The organism is Microbacterium meiriae, from assembly GCF_032364335.1.
GTDB lineage: Bacteria > Actinomycetota > Actinomycetes > Actinomycetales > Microbacteriaceae > Microbacterium > Microbacterium meiriae.
In genome coordinates this window covers 2,431,402-2,449,260 of sequence record NZ_CP133984.1, presented here as the reverse complement: position 1 = coordinate 2,449,260, position 17,859 = coordinate 2,431,402, and the positions used below count along the sequence as shown (strand labels likewise).

The following is a 17,859-nucleotide window of genomic DNA, read 5'->3' as shown; positions in this document are numbered from 1 at the left end:
CTAGGTAACTTTGATCGATCCGCGATGGCCGCGGGTTCGTTGAGGGAGGCATCCGTGACCATCTCCACCACCAAGAAGCTGCTCGGCGCGACGGTCGCCGCCGGTGTCGTCTTCGCTCTTGCCGGCTGCGGTCAGGCGCCGACCGACGAGTCCGAGGGCGGATCCGCCCCCGTCGACTCCGACTTCAAGCCGTGCCTCATCTCCGACGCCGGCGGCTGGAACGACAAGTCGTTCAACCAGTCGGCCAAGGAGGGCATGGACAGCGCCGCCGACGAGCTCGGCATCAAGCCGCTGGAGTTCGAGTCCGCCAACGACAACGACTACGCGCCGAACCTCGAGACCGCCGTCTCCGAGGGCTGCTCGCTCATCGTCTCGGTCGGCTTCAAGCTGTCCGCAGCCACGGTCGAGTCCGCACTCGCGAACCCCGAGATCGACTACGCGATCATCGACGACTGGGCTGACAACGACTTCGACGGCACCACCGACGCGCCGAACATCAAGCCCCTCGTCTTCGACACCGCTCAGGCTGCCTACCTCGGCGGCTACGCCGCGGCCGCCTGGTCCGCAGAGGCCGGCGTGAACAAGGTCGGCACCTTCGGCGGCATGCAGATCCCGTCGGTCGCCGTCTTCATGGACGGCTACCAGCTCGGTGTCGAGAAGTACAACGAGGACAAGTCGGCCGACGTCCAGGTCTTCGGTTGGGACGCCGCCACCCAGAAGGGCTCCTTCACGGGCGGCTTCGACGCCAACGACACGGCCAAGCAGACCGCCCAGGGCGTGCTCGACCAGGGTGTCGACGTCATCCTCCCCGTCGGCGGCCCGGTCTACCAGAGCGCCGCAGCGGCGATCAACGACAGCGGCAAGGACACGCTGATGCTCGGTGTCGACAGCGACCTCGCCGTCGCCGACCCCAGCGTCGCCGACATCACGCTCGTCTCCATCATGAAGGCCATCGACGTGGCCGTCCGCGACGCGACGCTCGCGGCCGCCGCCGGCGAGTTCGACCCGGAGCCCTACATCGGCACGCTCGAGAACGAGGGCGTGAAGCTCTCCGGCTTCGGCGACTTCGAGGCGGACCTGCCCGAGGGCCTCACGGACGAGCTGTCCGCTCTCCAGGAGCAGATCATCTCCGGCGACATCACGGTGGAGTCCGAGAACTCTCCCACCCGCTGAGTCGGAGCCGTACCCAGCACGGGGCGAGTGGCGCAGGCTGCCACTCGCCCCGCACTGTGGGCGGCGACGATTCTCCTCGGTGACTCTTCTGGATAAGGTGCAGATATGAAGCTCGAACTTCGCGGCATCACCAAGCGATTCGGCAGCCTCGTGGCGAACGACCACATCGATCTCGTGGTCGAACCCGGTCAGATCCACGCTCTCCTCGGCGAGAACGGTGCAGGCAAGTCGACGCTGATGAACGTGCTCTACGGCCTGTATCAGGCCGACGAGGGCGAGATCCTCCTCGACGACGTCGTGCAGCACTTCCGCGGCCCCGGCGACGCGATGGCCGCGGGCATCGGCATGGTGCACCAGCACTTCATGCTCGTGCCGGTGTTCACGGTGGCCGAGAACGTCATGCTCGGTCACGAGCAGACCAAGGGCCTCGGCACGCTCGACATCGCGAAGGCGCGCGAGCACGTGCGCGCGGTCGCGGCGCGGTTCGGGTTCGACATCGATCCGGACGCCGTCGTCGGCGACCTGCCCGTCGGTGTGCAGCAGCGCGTCGAGATCATCAAGGCGCTGTCCCGCGACGCCAAGGTCCTCGTCTTCGACGAGCCCACCGCGGTGCTGACGCCGCAGGAGACCGACGAGCTCATGGCCATCATGCGCCAGCTCCGGGACGAGGGCACCGCGATCGTGTTCATCACGCACAAGCTGCGCGAGGTGCGCGAGGTCGCCGACCGCATCACGATCGTCCGGCTCGGCCGGGTGGTGGGGGAGGCCTCGCCGACCGCCACCAACGCCGAGCTGGCCTCGCTCATGGTCGGCCGCGCGGTCGAGCTGACCGTGCACAAGGAGGCGCCCCGCCTCGGCGAAGGCGGCCTGGAGGTCCGCAACCTCCGGGTGCTCACCTCGACCGGAGCCATCGTCGTGGACGACGTCGACTTCACGGTCCGCCCCGGTGAGGTCCTCGCCATCGCCGGTGTGCAGGGCAACGGCCAGACGGAGCTCGTCGAGGCCATCGTCGGCCTCGCCGCACGCGTCGAGGGGAACATCATCCTCGACGGTACCGAGCTCGTGGGCAAGAGCGTCCGCGGCATCCTCGACGCCGGTGTCGGATTCGTGCCGGAGGACCGTACCGAGGACGGCCTCGTCGCCGGATTCTCGGTCGCCGAGAACCTCATCCTCGACCGCTCCGACGATCCCGCCTTCAGCCGGGCCGGGACGCTGCGTCGCGGCGCCCTGGAGGACTTCGCCAAGGAGCGCATCGCGGAATACGACATCCGCACGCAGGGCCCGGACACCCCCGCGGGAACCCTCTCCGGAGGCAATCAGCAGAAGGTCGTGATCGCGCGCGAGATGAGCCGGGAACTGCGGCTCTTCGTCGCGGCCCAGCCGACGCGCGGGGTCGACGTGGGCTCGATCGAGTTCATCCACAAGCGCATCATCGAGACGCGGGACGCGGGCATCCCCGTGATCGTCGTCTCGACCGAGCTCGACGAGGTCGCCGCCCTCGCCGACCGGATCGCGGTCATGTACCGCGGCACCATCGTCGGCATCGTCCCCGGCGACACGCCTCGGGAGACACTCGGACTCATGATGGCCGGAGCGGCCGATACGGAGGTGACCGCGTGAGCGGCGCGACGCCCGGCGCAGGAGACGTCACGAAGGGGCTGCCTCCCGAGCAGCTTCCGCCCAGCACGGGCCTGGCGGACGAGGTGCCGCCGCCCCCGCGCGGCAACGTCGTCCTCAAGGAGATCCTCCGCGGGAGTGCGGTCACGACGATCCTGGCGATCGTCCTCGCGCTCATCGTCGGCGGCATCCTCATCGCCTTCACGAACGAAGACGTGCAGAAGGCCTCCGGGTACTTCTTCGCCAAGCCGAGCGACACGTTCGTCGCGGCCTGGAACGCGGTCTACAACGGCTACGAGGCGCTGTTCCGCGGAGCGATCTTCAACGCCCGCGGCGCCGACTTCGCCGCGCAGATCCGACCGCTGACGAACACGCTGGGCTTCGCGGCTCCGCTGATCGCCGCCGGTCTGGGCGTCGCCCTCGCCTTCCGCGTCGGCCTGTTCAACATCGGTGCCCGCGGTCAGATGCTCGTCGGCGTCGCGGTGGCGGCCCTGCTGACGTTCAACCTCGACCTGCCGATCTGGTTCCACCTGCCCGTCACCCTGCTGGCCGGTATCGCCGGCGGTGCGCTCTGGGGCGGCATCGCCGGTCTCATCAAGGCACGCACGGGCGCGCACGAGGTGATCCTCACGATCATGCTCAACTACATCGCGTACTACCTGCTGCTCTGGATGATCCGCACGCCGGGGCTCCTGCAGAAGCCGGGGACCAATCAGGCGCTCGGCTCGGCGACGCCGGAGAGCGCGCAGTTCCCGACCCTGCTCGGCCCGCAGTTCCCGCTTCTGGACCTCGGCTTCGTCATCGTGGTCATCGCGACGGTGTTCGTGTGGTGGCTCATCGAGCGCTCCTCGCTGGGCATGCGCATGCGCGCGGTGGGGGAGAACCCGCACGCCGCTCGCGCCGCGGGCATCAGCGTCAAGCGCGTCTACGTCTACGCGATGCTCTTCGCGGGTGCCCTCGCCGGCCTCGCCGGCATGAACCAGCTCCAGGGCGCCGTCACCACCGGCGTCACCGAGACCATCGACGCCGGCATCGGCTTCGACGCCATCACGGTCGCCCTCCTCGGACGCAGCCGCGCGTGGGGGACCTTCGCGGCCGGAATCCTGTTCGGTGCCCTCAAGGCGGGCTCGTTCTCGATGCAGGCGCAGGACATCCCCGTCGACATCGTGCTCGTCGTGCAGTCGCTCGTCGTGCTGTTCATCGCCGCACCGCCGCTGCTGCGGACGGTGTTCTTCCTCCCCAAGTCCGATGCAGAGAAGGCAGCCAAGGCGAGAGCCAAGGCCGCGAAGAAGGCGGTGACGGCATGATGTCGATCGTGCAGACCGAAGCCGCCGACGGCACGGTGCAGCTCGCCACCGTCCGGGAGCGCCACCTCAAGGCACCGATCAGCCTCGCGATCGTCACCGCGCTGCTGGCCGTGCTCTTCCTGGCGGTGCCGCGCAGCGGCACCAGCACCTTCCGCCTCGGCGACCGCACGTCGGCCTTCGAGCTCCCCGACGTGGCGCTGCCCACCGCGCCGACCTTCTGGGTCGTCTTCGCCGTGCTCGTCGTCCTCACGGTCGCAGCGTTCCTCCGGGCGTGGACGTACCGCGCCGCGTCGATCTGGCTCATGGTGGTCTACGGCGTGCTCGCTGTCTTCGCGTTCCTCGTCTGGGCCGCAGCCGGGGGCCTCGTCCCCGTCACGAGCCTGCTCTTCGGCGCCGTGTCGCTGTCGGTGCCGCTCGTGTTCGGCGCCCTCGGCGGCGTCATCGGCGAGCGGGCCGGTGTCGTCAACGTGGCGATCGAGGGACAGCTGCTCCTCGGTGCCTTCTCGGCGGCGCTGCTGTCGAGCATCACCGGCAGCCCGTTCGTCGGCCTGATCGGCGCCATGATCGGCGGCGTGCTCGTCGCGAGCGTGCTGGCCGCCTTCGCCATCAAGTACCTCGTCGAGCAGGTCATCGTCGGTGTCGTGCTCAACGTCCTCGTCACCGGCCTCACCGGCTTCCTGTACGGGGCGCTCCTCGCGCCGAACGAGAACGAGCTGAACAGCCCGGAGCGCTTCGCGCCGATCCGGATCCCGGTGCTCAGCGACATCCCGATCATCGGGCCGGTGCTCTTCAACCAGACCTTCATCGTGTACCTCATGTTCATCACCGTGGCCGTCGTCGCGTGGGGCCTGTACCGCACGCGGTGGGGTCTGCGGCTGCGCGCCGTGGGCGAGCACCCGCAGGCGGCCGACACGGTCGGCATCCGGGTCAACCCGACCCGCTTCTGGAACGTGCTGCTCGCGGGCGCGATCGCCGGCATCGGCGGTGCGTACTTCACGCTCGTGTCGGTCCCGCAGTTCGGCAAGGAGATGACGGCAGGTCTCGGCTTCATCGCTCTCGCCGCCGTGATCTTCGGCCGCTGGGACCCGATCCGCGCGACGCTCGCCGCCCTGCTCTTCGGATTCGCGACGAACCTGCAGAACCTGCTCTCGATCCTGAAGACGCCGATCCCCGGCGAGTTCATGCTCATGCTGCCGTACGTCGTCACGCTGCTCGCGGTCGCCGGATTCGCCGGTCAGATCCGGGGCCCTGCCGCCAGCGGCAAGCCGTACATCAAGTCGTAGAACCCGCAGGGAAGAAGGAACCACCAACCATGACGGACATCGACTGGGATGAGCTGCGGCAGGTCGCCGCGGATGCCATGACCAAGGCGTACGCGCCGTACTCGCGCTACCGCGTGGGAGCGGCGGCTCTCGTCAGCGACGGGCGGATCGTCGCCGGCTGCAACGTCGAGAACGCCTCCTACGGCGTCACGCTGTGCGCCGAGTGCGCGCTCGTGGGCGATCTGTTCATGTCCGGCGGCGGGCAGCTCGTCGCCTTCGTGTGCGTCAACAACGACGGCGAGACGATCATGCCGTGCGGCCGGTGCCGCCAGCTGCTGTTCGAGCATGCGGTACCCGGCATGCTGCTGGAGACCGTCTCCGGCATCCGCACGATCGACGAGGTGCTGCCCGACGCGTTCGGGCCGCGCGACCTGGAGGACGCACGATGACCGCGGGACAGGCTCAGGGAGCCATCGAGCAGTTCGACGCGATCGACGTGATCCGGGCCAAGCGCGACGGAGGCGTGGTCCCGGAGCCGGCCCTGCGCTGGATGGTGGACGCCTACACGCGCGGCTACGTGTCCGACGCGCAGATGGCCTCCTTCGCGATGGCGATCTTCCAGCGCGGCATGGAGCGCGACGAGATCCGCGTGCTCACCGACGCGATGATCGCTTCGGGGGAGCGGATGAGCTTCGCGACTCTCGGCAAGAAGACCGTGGACAAGCACTCCACGGGTGGCGTGGGCGACAAGATCACCCTGCCGCTCGCACCCCTCGTCGCCTCGTTCGGCGTGGCGGTGCCGCAGCTCAGCGGCCGCGGCCTCGGCCACACCGGCGGGACGCTCGACAAGCTGGAGTCCATCCCCGGCTGGCGCGCTGCGCTCAGCAACGAGGAGATGTTCGCGCAGATGCAGGGCGACGTCGGGGCCGTGATCTGCGCCGCGGGGTCGGGTCTCGCGCCCGCCGATAAGAAGCTCTACGCGCTCCGCGACGTCACCGGCACCGTGGAGGCCATCCCGCTGATCGCCTCCAGCATCATGTCGAAGAAGATCGCCGAGGGGACCGACGCTCTCGTCCTGGACGTGAAGTTCGGTTCCGGCGCCTTCATGCAGGACATCGACAGGGCTCGGGAGCTCGCGCGCACGATGGTGGCGCTCGGCACGGACTCCGGTGTCGCGACCACGGCACTTCTGACCGATATGAACGTTCCCCTGGGCCGCGCGATCGGCAACGCCAACGAGGTCCGCGAGTCGGTCGAGATCCTCGCCGGCGGGGGACCCGCCGACGTCCGGGAGCTGACCGTCGCGCTCGCGAGGGAGATGCTCGCCCTCGCCGGTCAGCCTGACGCCGACGTGGAGGCAGCGCTCGACGACGGCCGGGCCATGGACACGTGGAAGGCGATGATCCGTGCCCAGGACGGCGACCCCGACGCGGCGCTCCCGGTGGCGCGGGAGACGCACGTCGTGACGGCGCCCGCGGACGGCGTCGTGACCCGCATGGACGCGCTTCCCTTCGGCATCGCCGCCTGGCGTCTCGGCGCCGGGCGTGCGCGCGCGGAGGACCCGGTGATCTTCGAGGCGGGGATCGATCTGCATGCGAAGCCGGGGGACCGGGTGTCGGCGGGGCAGCCGCTGTTCACGCTCTCGGCAGCCGACGAGGCGCGCTTCCCCCGGGCGATCGAGGCGCTCGAGGGCGCCTGGGAGCTCGGCGACGAGGCTCCGACCGTGGGACCGATCGTCCGCGAGCGCATCACGGCGTGAGGCCCGGGCGCTAGCCTGGACGAACACCCCGCGACCGAGAGGATCCCCATGTCGATCGATGCGAGCGGCGACGTCGCCATCCAGGGCGTCTCCCTGCGGAGTCTGCCGAAGGTGTCGCTGCACGACCACCTGGACGGCGCGGTGCGCCCGGCCACGATCATCGAGCTCGCCGACGCGATCGGTCTCGAGGTCCCGGCATCCAACCCTGCCGCGCTCGGTTCGTGGTTCGCGAAGAAGAGCGACGCGGGATCGCTGGTGGAGTACCTGAAGACGTTCGAGCTCACCACCGCGGTCATGCAGACCCGTGAGGGGCTGACGCGCGTCGCGCGAGAGTTCGTCCAGGACCTCGCGGCGGACGGTGTCATCTACGGTGAGATGCGCTGGGCGCCGGAGCAGCACCAGGCGCGCGGTCTCTCGCTGGAGGACGCCGTCGAGGCGGTGCAGCAGGGCATCGAGGAGGGTGAGGACGCCGTCGACCGCGACGGCCGCAGCATCCGCGTCGGCCAGCTCCTCACCGCGATGCGGCACACCGACCGCGCACGGGAGATCGCCGAGCTCGCGGTGGACTTCCGCGGACGGGGTGCCGTGGGCTTCGACATCGCCGGCCCCGAGGACGGCTTCCCTCCGTCGGACCACCGCGCGGCCTTCGACTACCTCGCCGAGAACTTCTTCCCGGTGACCGTGCATGCGGGGGAGGCGGCCGGGCTCGCCTCGATCCGCTCCGCCCTTCTGGACGGGCGTGCGCTCCGACTCGGACACGGCGTGCGCATCGCGGAGGACCTCGAGGTCGTCACGCAGGAGGGCGACGAGGTGCAGGTGCGCTTCGGTGACCTCGCCCGCTGGGTGCGCGATCGGGAGATCCCGCTGGAGCTCTCCCCGTCGTCGAACCTGCAGACCGGAGCCGTCGCGGCGTGGGGGCAGACCCTCGCCGATCATCCGTTCGACCTGCTGTACCAGCTCGGGTTCGCGGTGACGGTGAACGTGGACAACCGCACCATGAGCGCGACCTCCCTCACGCGGGAGCTGGCGCTGCTCGTGCAGACGTTCGAGTACGACCTCGACGACCTCGAGGCCTTCCAGTTCAACGCCGCCGCTGCGGCGTTCCTCCCCGTCGAGGAGCGCGAGGAGCTCGTCGAGATGATCGCCGAGGGCTTCGGCGCCTGACCCGGCGGCCGACACGACCCGTCGCGGCCGACACGACCCGTCGGCACGGCCGGAACGGGATGCGGGGACGCGAGGATGGGGGCATGCCCGCCTCCGTCTTCCTCGCCGGTCCCGCCTCGTGGAACCGGATGGTCCTGCTCGACCGGCTCCCCGAGCCCGTGCCCCACATGCAGTTCGCGCAGGCGAGCTGGGAGACGGTCGGCGGCACGAGCGCCGGCAAGGCGCTGAGCCTGACGGCGTTGGGGCGGCCGGTCGTGCTGCATGGCACCGCCGGAGAGGACGAGGACGGGCTGCGCGTCCGCGAGGCGCTGCAGGCGGCCGGAGTGGTCGCGCAGTGGACGGACGGGATCACCGAGCGGCACCTCAACCTGATGACGCCGCGCGGTGAGCGGGTGTCGCTGTACCTCTCGACCCCGGCGGAGACGACGGGGGAGGCGGACGGGGCGCACGCGGCGGAGATGGCTGGAGCCGACGCCGTCGTCCTCGACCTGTCCGCCGAGCCGCGACGGCTGCTCCCGCTCGCAGTGGCCAGCGGCACGCCGCTGTGGGTCGACGTGCACGACTACGACGGCGTCGGGGAGTACCACCGGCCGTTCCTCGCGGCAGCCACGGCGGTCTTCTGCAACGCGGACCGGCTGGACGCGCCGGTGGAGTTCCTCCGCGCCGTCGTCGCGGAGGGAGCGGCGTTCGCGGTGTGCACGCTCGGCGCCGAGGGAGCGGTCGCGGTGGGGGCGGACGGTGCCGAGTTCCGGGTGCCCGCCGTGCCGACCACCGTCGTCGACACCAACGGCGCCGGCGACGCGTTCTTCGCGGGCGTCCTCGACGCGCGGCTGGGAGGCGCGGACCTGGCGTCGGCGCTCTCGGCGGGCGCACGCTCGGCCGCCGGAGTGCTGACCACCCGGCATCTGCACCCGCTGCTCGACTCGATCCTCGGGGATCCGCGGGCGGCCTAGGGCGCGACCTGCTCCAGGAACCCGCCGACGACCTCGGTGACCTCGGCATCCATCTCGTCGTCGTCGATGGTCGGGGTGCCGTCGCCGGACTGGGGTCCGTAGTCGCCGAAGGAGGCGTGGGAGGCGCCGTCGATCTCGACGAACTCGGCGTCCGCGGGGAGTTCGGAGCGGGCGTCCGCGATCTTCTCGGGTGTGGAGAGACCATCCTCGCTGCCGGAGACGCTCAGCACCGGGAGGTCGGTGCCTGCGAGGTCGGTCGCGCAGTAAGAGGCGAAGAGGACGAGGGCATCGGCGTCCGTCGCGAGCTGACAGGCGCGTACCCCGCCGAGGGAGTGGCCGCCCACGGCCCAGGTGTCCACGTCGGGCGCGGCGCTCGTGAACGAGTCGAGGCCGCGCGGGTCGAAGAAGGCGAGATGGAGCCAGGGCCGCGTGATCACGACCGTGGTGCCCTCTGCCGCGAGCCCCTGGAGGATCGACGCGTAGGCCCAGGGGTCGACCTTCGCGCCGGGGATGAAGACGAGTCCCCGGTCGGAGGAGCCGTCCGCGGGCTCCAGGACGATCCCCTCATCGGCATCGGTCACCGTGATCGCCGGGTTCTCGCGGACGGCGGTCAGCGGTGCGGGCTCCGCGGCCATGACGCCGACCTGGCTCCAGACGAGGACTCCGCCGATGGCGAGGAGGATGACGATCGCCACGCTCCACAGGACTCGCTTCAGGACGCGGCGCCGGGGCTTCTTCTGCACAGCAGCAACGCTACCCCGGCCCCGACGCCGCGTCCCTCAACCGGCGAGCGCCGCCTGACGGAGGGCCACCGCGTCGCGGACGGCGGGGAAGAGCGGGTGCTCCGGATCGAGGCCGGTGGTGCGGACGGTGAAGCCGGCCGCGTTCTCCGTGCGCAGAAGGGTCTGCAGCTCGACCGACTGCTCGTCGGCGGCGTCGTCGAACTCCAGCGCGGCGGCGACCGCGGCCACCAGGGCATCCGTCGGCAGTCCGTGCTCGGCTGCCATCGCCGCGGGGCCGATGAACCGCTCGTGCCGGGAGATCTTCCGCAGGGGCTGACGGCCGACGCGCTGCACGGTGTCCACGAGCTCCGGGTTCCGGAACCGCTCCAGGATGGTCGCACGGTACTGCGCGAGGTCTGCGGGGTCGAGCCCGTGCTCGACGACCAGCACCGCCGAGGTCTCCTCGAGGGCGGCCGACACCTGCGCGGCGATCGCGTCGTCCGCGAGGGCGTCCGAGATCCGCTCGATGCCCGCCCGTGCACCGAAGTACGCGGTGGCGGCATGACCGGTGTTCACCGTGAAGAGCTTGCGCTCGATGTACGGCGCGAGGTCGTCGACGAAATGGGCGCCGGGGATACGCGGCGGGGTGTCGCCGAACGGCCGGGCCTCGATCGCCCACTCGAAGTACGGCTCGACGGTGACGTCGATGCCCCCACCGTCCGGCTGCGCCGGGACGATGCGGTCGACGGCGGTGTTCGCGAACACCGCACGCGCGAGGAGGACGTCGGCATCCGGCCCCGCCGCCGCGACGATCTCCTGCCGCAGCTGATCGGTGGCGCCGATGGCGTTCTCGCAGGCCATCACCTGCAGAGGCGCGGCCTCGGGGGAGCGCAACGCGAGCCCGGCGACGATCGACGGGGCGACGAACCGCAGCACGGTGGGGCCGACGGCGGTCGTGACGACGTCGGCCGTCGCCACCTCCTCCGCGACCACGGCGGGGTCCGTGCGGCTGTTCACCGCACGGAACCCGGAGACGACGTGGTCGGTCCCTCCGGGGCCGGCTTCGTGCACGGTGTACGAGTCCGCCCGGTCGATCGCCTCCACGAGTGCGTCGGCGACGTCGCTGAACACGACCTCGTACCCGCCCTCGTGCAGGAGCAGGCCGACGAAACCGCGCCCGATGTTGCCCGCCCCGAAGTGGACCGCCTTCATCCCTCGTTCACCTCCGAGAGGAGAGCGAACAGCTCGTCCGGCGTCGCCGCCGCTTCCAGCCGGGCGACGTCGTCCTCCTCCGAGAAGAGGATCGCGATGCGGGACAGGATGTCCAGGTGCTCATCGCCGACGCCGGCGATGCCGATCACGAACCTCGCCTGCTCGCCGTCCCAGTCGACGCCGCCGTCGTAGCGGACGACGGAGAGCGCGGACGCCAGGATCGTGTCCTTCGCCTCGTTCGTGCCGTGCGGGATGGCCAGGCCGTTGCCCATGTACGTCGACACGGTCTCCTCGCGCTGACGCATCGCATCGACGTACGCCGGGGTCACCGCACCGGCGGCGACGAGGATGTCCGTCGCCTCCTGGAGCGCGTCGTCCCGCGACGCGCCTCCCGGGTGGATGCGGACCTGCTCGGCTGTGAGAACGCTCATTCTTCGTCCTTTCGCTGTTCCTTGACCATCTCGACGACCTCGTCGTACTTCGGCGAGTTCATGAAGTTGTCCACCGAGACGTGCAGGGAGTCCGGCGACTTCGCCGTGGCCCGGTCGGTGAGCTGCTGCTGCGTGATGACCACGTCGGCGGCGCCGTCGAGGTTGGCGATGGCGGCGTTCGTGACGGTGATGCCCTCGATGCCGGCCTTCTTCAGCTTGTTCCGCAGCACGCTGGCGCCCATGGCGGACGAGCCCATACCGGCGTCGCACGCGAACACGATGGTCTCGATCGGGGCCGCCGCGACCGCAGTGGTGGCGGGAGCGGGCGTGGACTCCGGTGCCGCCGTCGCGGTCGAGGTGCGCAGGGCGTCCATCGCCGCGGACGACTTGCCCTTGTTCGCCTCGGTCTGCGCGATGGCCGCACCGAACGTGTCGCCCTCGGCTGCGAGGTCGCGCGTGCGCGAGGCCCGGAGGATGACGCCGGTGATGAGGAAGGTCACGGTCGCAGCGACGATGACCGACAGGTACACGACAAGGAGGTTGGCGACGCCGGGGCCGATGGCCGCGGCGGTCACGGCGATGATGCTGCCAGGGGCGGCCGGGAAGGCCAGTCCGCCGCCGAGGACCATGTTCGTGGTGACGCCAGCCGCTCCACCGGCGATGAGCGCGAGGATCGTGGTCGGCTTGCTGAGAGCGTACGGGAAGTAGATCTCGTGGATGCCGCCGAAGAACTGGATGATGGCGGCACCGGGAGCCGAGGCCTTCGCGGCGCCGACCCCGAAGAAGGTGAAGGCGAGCAGCAGGCCGAGGCCGGGGCCGGGGTTCGCCTCGATGAGGAAGAGGATCGACTTGCCCGTCTCCGCAGCCTGCTCGATCCCCAGCGGGGTGAACACGCCGTGGTTGATGGCGTTGTTGAGGAACAGCACCTTGGCCGGCTCGACGATGATCGACACGAGCGGCAGCAGGTTGAGCGACACGAGCCAGTCGACGGCGGCACCCAGCGCGGCGCTGATGCCCAGCATGACCGGACCGAAGGCGAAGAACCCGACGATGGCGAGGAGCATGCCCAGGATGCCGGCGGAGAAGTTGTTGACGAGCATCTCGAAACCAGGGCGGATCTTGCCGTCCCACAGCCTGTCGACCTGCTTCATGATCCAAGCGGCGATCGGGCCCATGATCATCGCGCCGAGGAACATCGGGATGTTCGTGCCGACGATCACGCCGACGGTCGCGATCGTGGCGACCACGCCGCCCCGCTCGCCGTAGACCATGCGGCCGGCGGTGTTCGCGATCAGCAGCGGCAGCAGGTAGGTGACCATCGGGCCGACCAGGCCCACGTAGGCCAGGATGTTGCCGTCTGCGCCCTCGGCGACCGCGGTCATCGCGCCCTGCCAGCCGAGGACGGCGGAGTCGCCGCCGCCGCCGAGGATCTCGGCGACGCCGGCCCAGTGCCAGCCGAACGGGCTCTCGGCGCCGAAGAAGCCCTTCGGGATGAAGAGCATCGTGATGAAGCCCCAGGCGATGAAGGCCGCGATGTTCGGCATGATCATGCCGGAGAGGAACGTGCCGAACCGCTGCACGCCTACGCGGAGGCCACCGGGTCTGGTGGCGGCGGGTGACGTCGTCGTCATGATGTGGTCTCTTTCTGATGAGGGGGGAGTGCCGCGGCGAGGGTCGCCGCAGCGGTGCGGGCGGAGGGGGCGTCGTCCGCGGCGAGCGCGGCTTCCGCGAGGCGGAGGGCGTCGTCGCGAGTGCGGGCGGCGAGCGCCTGGCGGACGTCCGCGAGGGCGGACGGCGCCATGGAGAGGCTCGTCGCACCGAGCCCCACGAGGACGACCGCGAGCAGCGGGTCGGCCGCGGCCTCGCCGCAGATGCCGACCGGCTTGCCGAGGCGGGCACCGGCCGTGCCGACCTCGCGCACCAGCCGCAGCACCGCGGGGTGCCAGGGGTCCTGGAACGAGGCGACCGAGCCGAGCAGCCGGTCCGCGGCCATCGTGTACTGCGTGAGGTCGTTGGTGCCGATGGACGCGAAGTCGGCGTGGGCGAGGACGCGGTCGGCGAGCAGGGCGCTGGACGGCACCTCGACCATGACGCCGGCCGTCTTCAGGCCGTACTCGCGGGCGAGGCCTGTGAAATACACGGTCTCCTCGACGGTGGCCACCATGGGCGCCATGACCCACAGATCGGCGTCGGTCGCGGCGTCGGCCTCGGCCAGCGCGGTCAACTGCTCGCGGAGGATGTCCTCGCTCGCGCGGAGAGCCCGCAGACCGCGCAACCCCAGGGCCGGGTTCTCCTCGTGCGCGTCGTTGAGGAAGGCCAGGGGCTTGTCGGCACCCGCGTCGAGCATCCGCACGACGACCTTCTTGCCCGGGAACGCCTCCAGGAGCTCGCGATAGGACTCCCGCTGCTGGGCCACGGTGGGCGCCTGCGACGCGGAGAGGAACAGGAACTCGGTCCGGAACAGCCCGACGCCCTCGGCCCCGCGTGCGACCGCGTCGGCGGCGTCGGCGGGCTTGCCCAGGTTCGCGAGCAGGGCGACCGGTGTGCCGTCGGCGAGCGCACCGGGCGTCAGCGGCGCGTCGTCCGCGACGAGTCGGGCCGCGGCGCGCTCGGCGGCGCGGTTGCGCTCATCGGCAGTCGGTTCGCGGGTGATGACACCCGCGGCGGCGTCGACGATGACGGTCTCGCCGGTCGTCAGCGCGTGCCCGTCTCCGACGCCGACCACGGCCACGATGCCCTTCTCCCTGGCGAGGATCGCCGTGTGGGAGGTGGGGCCGCCGTCGGTGGTGACGAGGGCGAGCACCTGGTCGAGGTTCAGCAGCGCCGTGTCGGCGGGCGCGAGGTCGCGTGCCACGAGGACGAACGGGTGCCCGGGATCGGGCACGCCGGGGGCGTCCACCCCGCGCAGCCGGGCCAGCACCCGCTGCGCGATGTCGTCGAGGTCGGCGGCGCGCTCGCCGAGGTAGCCGCCGACGGCCTCGAGCGTGGCCCGGAAGCCCGCGAAGGCGTCGTGAACGGCCCATTCCGCGGTGGCCCCGGCATCGATCCTCGCGTCGACCTCGTCCTGCAGCGTCGGGTCCTCGGCGATCATCGCCTGCGCCTCCAGCACCTCCTGCGCGGCGCCGCCGGCGGCCTCGCCACGCTGCGTCAGCTCCTGCGCGACGACGGCGACGGCCTCGCGGACCCGCGCGCGCTCGGCATCGGCCCCGGCGGTGCTCGGGACGTTCTCGGGCGCGGGCAGCGCCTCGGTCATGCGGACGACCGGTCCCTGCGCGACGCCGAGACCGATGCCCACTCCTCGCAACGCGCTCATCCGGCCGCGTCCTGGTCGTGGTCGGTCGTCAGCAGCTCGGTGAGCGTGTCCAGTACGGCCTCGGCGCCGTCGCCGTCGGCCGTGAGCGTCACGTAGTCGCCGTGCTCGATGGCCAGCGCGATCACCCCGAGGATGCTCGCGGCGTTGACCGGCGTGCCGGAGTCCTTGGCGATCGTGACCGCGAGCCCGGAGTCCTTCGCGGCCTGCGCGAAGATCTTTGCGGGCCGGGCGTGCAGTCCGTGCGAGGAGCCGATGCGGACGGTGCGGGTGGCGGTCATGGTGTTCCTTTCGGGGCCCCGCCGGCGGCGGCGAGGGTCGACTGGGCGAGCAGAAGGGTGCGGACGCCGTCGCGGTCCGCGAACACGTCGTCCGGCAGGACGGCGACGGGCGCGCGGGTCAGGTCGCGGATGGCGTCGAGGCGCTCACGCAGATGCGGGCCCACGAGGACGAGGTCGTGTCCGCCGAGGGGGACGGTGCTCTCGACCCCGGCATCCGCAGCCCAGTCCAGGCCTGCTGCCGTTGCGGCAGTGCGCAGGCGCTGAGCGACGAACGTGCTCGACGCGCCGGCGCCGCAGACCACGAGAATCCTCATCGATGTCACCCTTCCTGAGAACAGTCTGGGAAACGTGACCACGGCGGCACCAACACGTTCTCTTCCGCCCCTGCGGAATGCTCCTCGCCGCGCCCGTGCCGCCGGAGGCTGTCATCATGGAGAGCAGTCGGACAGTGCCGTCAGCACGGGAACTCGGAGGGACCATGTCGCGCCAGCGTCGGGACCAGCTCCTCGCCGCGCTGCTGCGCGAGGAGGGCTGGGCGACCGCAGGCACGCTGGCCGATCTCCTGGGTGTGACCCCGCGGAGCATCCGCTCCTACGTCGCGGCACTGAACGCCCGCACGCCGGGCGCCGCGGTCGTCGAGTCCGGCCCCGCGGGCTATCGGGCGGGTCCCGGCGCCCGCGGTGCGCTGCGCGTCCGGCAGGGCGGCGACTCCGCCCCGCGCGAACGGCTGCACGCCCTCGTCCGGCTGCTCCTGGACGAGCCGGAGGGGATCGACGTCTTCGACACCGCGGATGCGCTGCACGTGAGCGAGGCGACGCTGGAGGCGGACCTCGTGCGCGTGCGCGGGCTCCTCGACGGGACCGACCTGACGCTCGACCGGGCCCGTGAGCGGGTGCGGCTCCGCGGAGACGAGGCCGCCCAGCGCCGCCTACTCAGCCGCCTCGCCCACGACGAGATGGACGACGCGTCGTTCCACCCGGAGATCTTCCGGCGGGCCCTCTCCGGGACCGCGGTCGATGCGCAGGCGGTCGGACCCTTCAAGTCGGCCCTCGTGCGCGAGCTCGGCGAACTCGGCTACTACGTCAACGAACTCGCGATCGCCGACGTGCTCCTGCACATCGCGATCGCCGCCGAGCGGGTGGCCGCCGGCCGTGCCCTCGAGGCACCCCCCGTGGGAGCTCGACCGGAGATCCCGCGGGTGGGAGCGGTGATCGCCCGCCTCGCCGCCGAGCACTTCGCCGTGGTCCTGGGCGAGGGCGACAGCGGTCACCTCGCCTCCCTGGTCCTGACGCGGATCGTCGCGCCGGGCGGCGAGGCGGCGCAGGAGCTCGCCCGCAGCGGCGTCGCCCCGGACGTGGAGGCGGCGGTCAGAGCGGAGATCGCGCGGGCCGCGGAGGACTACCGCGTCGACCTCGTCGACGAGACGTTCGTGCTCCGCCTCGCGCTGCACGTGCAGAACCTCCTGCGCCGCGCCGAGGAGAGCGCCCTCACCCGGAACCCGCTGACCCGCTCGCTGAAGACGACCTATCCGATGATCTTCGAGGTGGCGGTGTCGATCGCGAGCGGTCTGCACGACTGGCTCGGCACGCCCATCCACGACGACGAGATCGCCTACATCGCCATGCACGTCGGGGGACGGCTGGAGCGGAGCCGCAAGGCGGAGTCCATCCTCACCGCGACCATCGTCTGCCCCGGCTACTACGAACTCCACGAACTCCTGCGTTCGAGCGTGGACCGCTCGCTGGGTTCCGCGATCGAGGTCACCAGCGTCGTCACGAACGTCGACCCGGACTGGGCGTCGTTCGACACCGACCTCGTGCTGAGCACGATCGAACCCGGGGCTTCCGGCGACCGGTTCGTGCGCATCCAGCCGTTCCTCACGGACGCCGACGTCGACCGCATCCAGCAGGCCGCAGGGCGGCTGCGCCGCGGTCGACGGCTCGCCCGGCTCCGGGAGGAGCTCGCGCGCTACTTCCACCCCGATGCCTTCGTGCACCCGCTCCCTGACGAGGGCGAGGAGGCCATCATCCGGCAGCTCGGCGCGCCGCTGGTCCGCGCGGGGCTGATCGGAGACGACTACGTGGAGAACACGATCGTGCGCGAGCGCATGTCGTCCACAGCCTTCACCGACGCACTCGCCGTGCCGCACGCGCTGCAGATGACCGCGACCCGGACGGCGATCGCGCTCGGCGTCGCGGACGGGTCGGCGGCCTGGGGGGACGGACGCGTGCAGGTCGTCGCGCTCGCCGCCTTCAGCGAGAGCGACAGGGCGGCCTTCCAGACCGTGTTCGAGCAGCTCGTCGAGGTGTTCAGCGAGCGGGAGAGCGTGCAACGGATCGTCCGCCGCGGGGCGACCTTCGAGGGCTTCCTCGATGAGCTCGTCGCCGTGATCGACGGCTGAGACTCAGGCGTCGGGCGCGAGCACCAGGGCGAGCTGCGCGAGGACGCGCTCGGACGACGGGCCCGGCGGCGTCTCCAGGGTCACGGCGTCCCCGGGGGCGAGGGCGAGGTCCATCACCGCGAGGACGCTGCGCAGATCCACGGCCGTGCCGCCGGCGGTGCGCAGCGTGACCGGGAGCTCGTGCGCCTGCGCGAGGCGCACGAGCTCCGCGACCGGTCGTGCGTGCACCCCGTTGTGGGCGCTGACGACGACGTGGCGGACGGGCAT

The 17,859-nt window shown here is 71.1% G+C and carries 17 protein-coding genes; 9 read left to right on the top strand and 8 right to left on the bottom strand.

Features of this window, described 5'->3' with window-relative positions:
* Positions 1 to 54 precede the first annotated feature (54 nt).
* From RI211_RS11810 to RI211_RS11775, 8 genes are all read left to right on the top strand, one after another.
* Positions 55 to 1,173, top strand: coding sequence for a BMP family lipoprotein (locus RI211_RS11810; RefSeq protein WP_187661944.1), 1,119 nt, complete (start codon positions 55 to 57; stop codon positions 1,171 to 1,173).
* Positions 1,174 to 1,278: 105 nt separating this feature from the next.
* Positions 1,279 to 2,793, top strand: coding sequence for an ABC transporter ATP-binding protein (locus RI211_RS11805; protein WP_315637969.1), 1,515 nt, complete (start codon positions 1,279 to 1,281; stop codon positions 2,791 to 2,793).
* Entirely contained in the window at positions 2,790 to 4,097 is a 1,308-nt protein-coding gene (locus tag RI211_RS11800; RefSeq protein ID WP_303709465.1) for an ABC transporter permease, read from the top strand. Before RI211_RS11805 ends, RI211_RS11800 begins: the two co-directional genes overlap by 4 nt.
* Positions 4,097 to 5,380, top strand: a complete 1,284-nt coding sequence (locus RI211_RS11795) for an ABC transporter permease (protein ID WP_396654951.1) — start codon at positions 4,097 to 4,099, stop codon at positions 5,378 to 5,380. The genes RI211_RS11800 and RI211_RS11795 overlap by 1 nt, the downstream gene beginning before the upstream one ends.
* A 29-nt stretch (positions 5,381 to 5,409) precedes the next feature.
* Complete coding sequence (locus tag RI211_RS11790) at positions 5,410 to 5,808, top strand: cytidine deaminase (protein WP_187661940.1); 399 nt, start codon at positions 5,410 to 5,412, stop codon at positions 5,806 to 5,808.
* Entirely contained in the window at positions 5,805 to 7,118 is a 1,314-nt protein-coding gene (locus RI211_RS11785; protein WP_187661939.1) for a thymidine phosphorylase, read from the top strand. The genes RI211_RS11790 and RI211_RS11785 overlap by 4 nt, the downstream gene beginning before the upstream one ends.
* A 48-nt stretch (positions 7,119 to 7,166) precedes the next feature.
* Positions 7,167 to 8,282 (top strand): adenosine deaminase, encoded by a 1,116-nt coding sequence (locus RI211_RS11780; protein WP_315637971.1) that lies wholly within the window; start codon positions 7,167 to 7,169, stop codon positions 8,280 to 8,282.
* 83 nt (positions 8,283 to 8,365) lie between these two features.
* A complete protein-coding gene (locus RI211_RS11775) occupies positions 8,366 to 9,235 on the top strand; it encodes a carbohydrate kinase family protein (RefSeq protein WP_315637972.1) in 870 nt (289 codons plus the stop codon).
* On the opposite strand, the gene RI211_RS11770 is transcribed toward RI211_RS11775, so the two are convergent.
* From RI211_RS11770 to RI211_RS11740, 7 genes are read right to left on the bottom strand one after another with little or no spacing between them, the layout of a single operon-like run.
* Positions 9,232 to 9,978: an alpha/beta hydrolase gene (locus tag RI211_RS11770; protein WP_315637973.1), complete on the bottom strand. Its 747-nt coding sequence runs from the start codon at positions 9,976 to 9,978 to the stop codon at positions 9,232 to 9,234. The two genes, RI211_RS11775 and RI211_RS11770, sit on opposite strands and share 4 nt — an antisense overlap.
* Before the next feature lie 36 nt (positions 9,979 to 10,014).
* Positions 10,015 to 11,169 carry a mannitol-1-phosphate 5-dehydrogenase gene (locus RI211_RS11765; protein ID WP_259954620.1) on the bottom strand — a complete coding sequence of 385 codons (1,155 nt, stop codon included), beginning with the start codon at positions 11,167 to 11,169 and terminating at the stop codon, positions 10,015 to 10,017.
* Complete coding sequence (locus RI211_RS11760; RefSeq protein ID WP_187661934.1) at positions 11,166 to 11,600, bottom strand: PTS mannitol transporter subunit IIA; 435 nt, start codon at positions 11,598 to 11,600, stop codon at positions 11,166 to 11,168. Before RI211_RS11760 ends, RI211_RS11765 begins: the two co-directional genes overlap by 4 nt.
* A complete protein-coding gene (locus RI211_RS11755) occupies positions 11,597 to 13,231 on the bottom strand; it encodes a PTS mannitol transporter subunit IIBC (protein ID WP_315637974.1) in 1,635 nt (544 codons plus the stop codon). Before RI211_RS11755 ends, RI211_RS11760 begins: the two co-directional genes overlap by 4 nt.
* Positions 13,228 to 14,913 (bottom strand): phosphoenolpyruvate--protein phosphotransferase, encoded by a 1,686-nt coding sequence (gene ptsP, locus RI211_RS11750; RefSeq protein WP_315637975.1) that lies wholly within the window; start codon positions 14,911 to 14,913, stop codon positions 13,228 to 13,230. Before ptsP ends, RI211_RS11755 begins: the two co-directional genes overlap by 4 nt.
* Positions 14,910 to 15,191, bottom strand: coding sequence for an HPr family phosphocarrier protein (locus RI211_RS11745; protein WP_315637976.1), 282 nt, complete (start codon positions 15,189 to 15,191; stop codon positions 14,910 to 14,912). Before RI211_RS11745 ends, ptsP begins: the two co-directional genes overlap by 4 nt.
* On the bottom strand, positions 15,188 to 15,505 hold the full coding sequence (locus RI211_RS11740) for a PTS sugar transporter subunit IIB (protein ID WP_315637977.1): 318 nt from the start codon (positions 15,503 to 15,505) through the stop codon (positions 15,188 to 15,190). Before RI211_RS11740 ends, RI211_RS11745 begins: the two co-directional genes overlap by 4 nt.
* A gap of 164 nt (positions 15,506 to 15,669) precedes the next feature.
* Here RI211_RS11740 and RI211_RS11735 point away from each other — a divergent pair, with 164 nt between their 5' ends.
* Positions 15,670 to 17,592: a BglG family transcription antiterminator gene (locus RI211_RS11735; RefSeq protein WP_315637978.1), complete on the top strand. Its 1,923-nt coding sequence runs from the start codon at positions 15,670 to 15,672 to the stop codon at positions 17,590 to 17,592.
* Positions 17,593 to 17,595: 3 nt separating this feature from the next.
* Here the strand turns inward: RI211_RS11735 and RI211_RS11730 are convergent, their stop codons facing one another.
* Positions 17,596 to 17,859: an HPr family phosphocarrier protein gene (locus RI211_RS11730; protein ID WP_187661928.1), complete on the bottom strand. Its 264-nt coding sequence runs from the start codon at positions 17,857 to 17,859 to the stop codon at positions 17,596 to 17,598.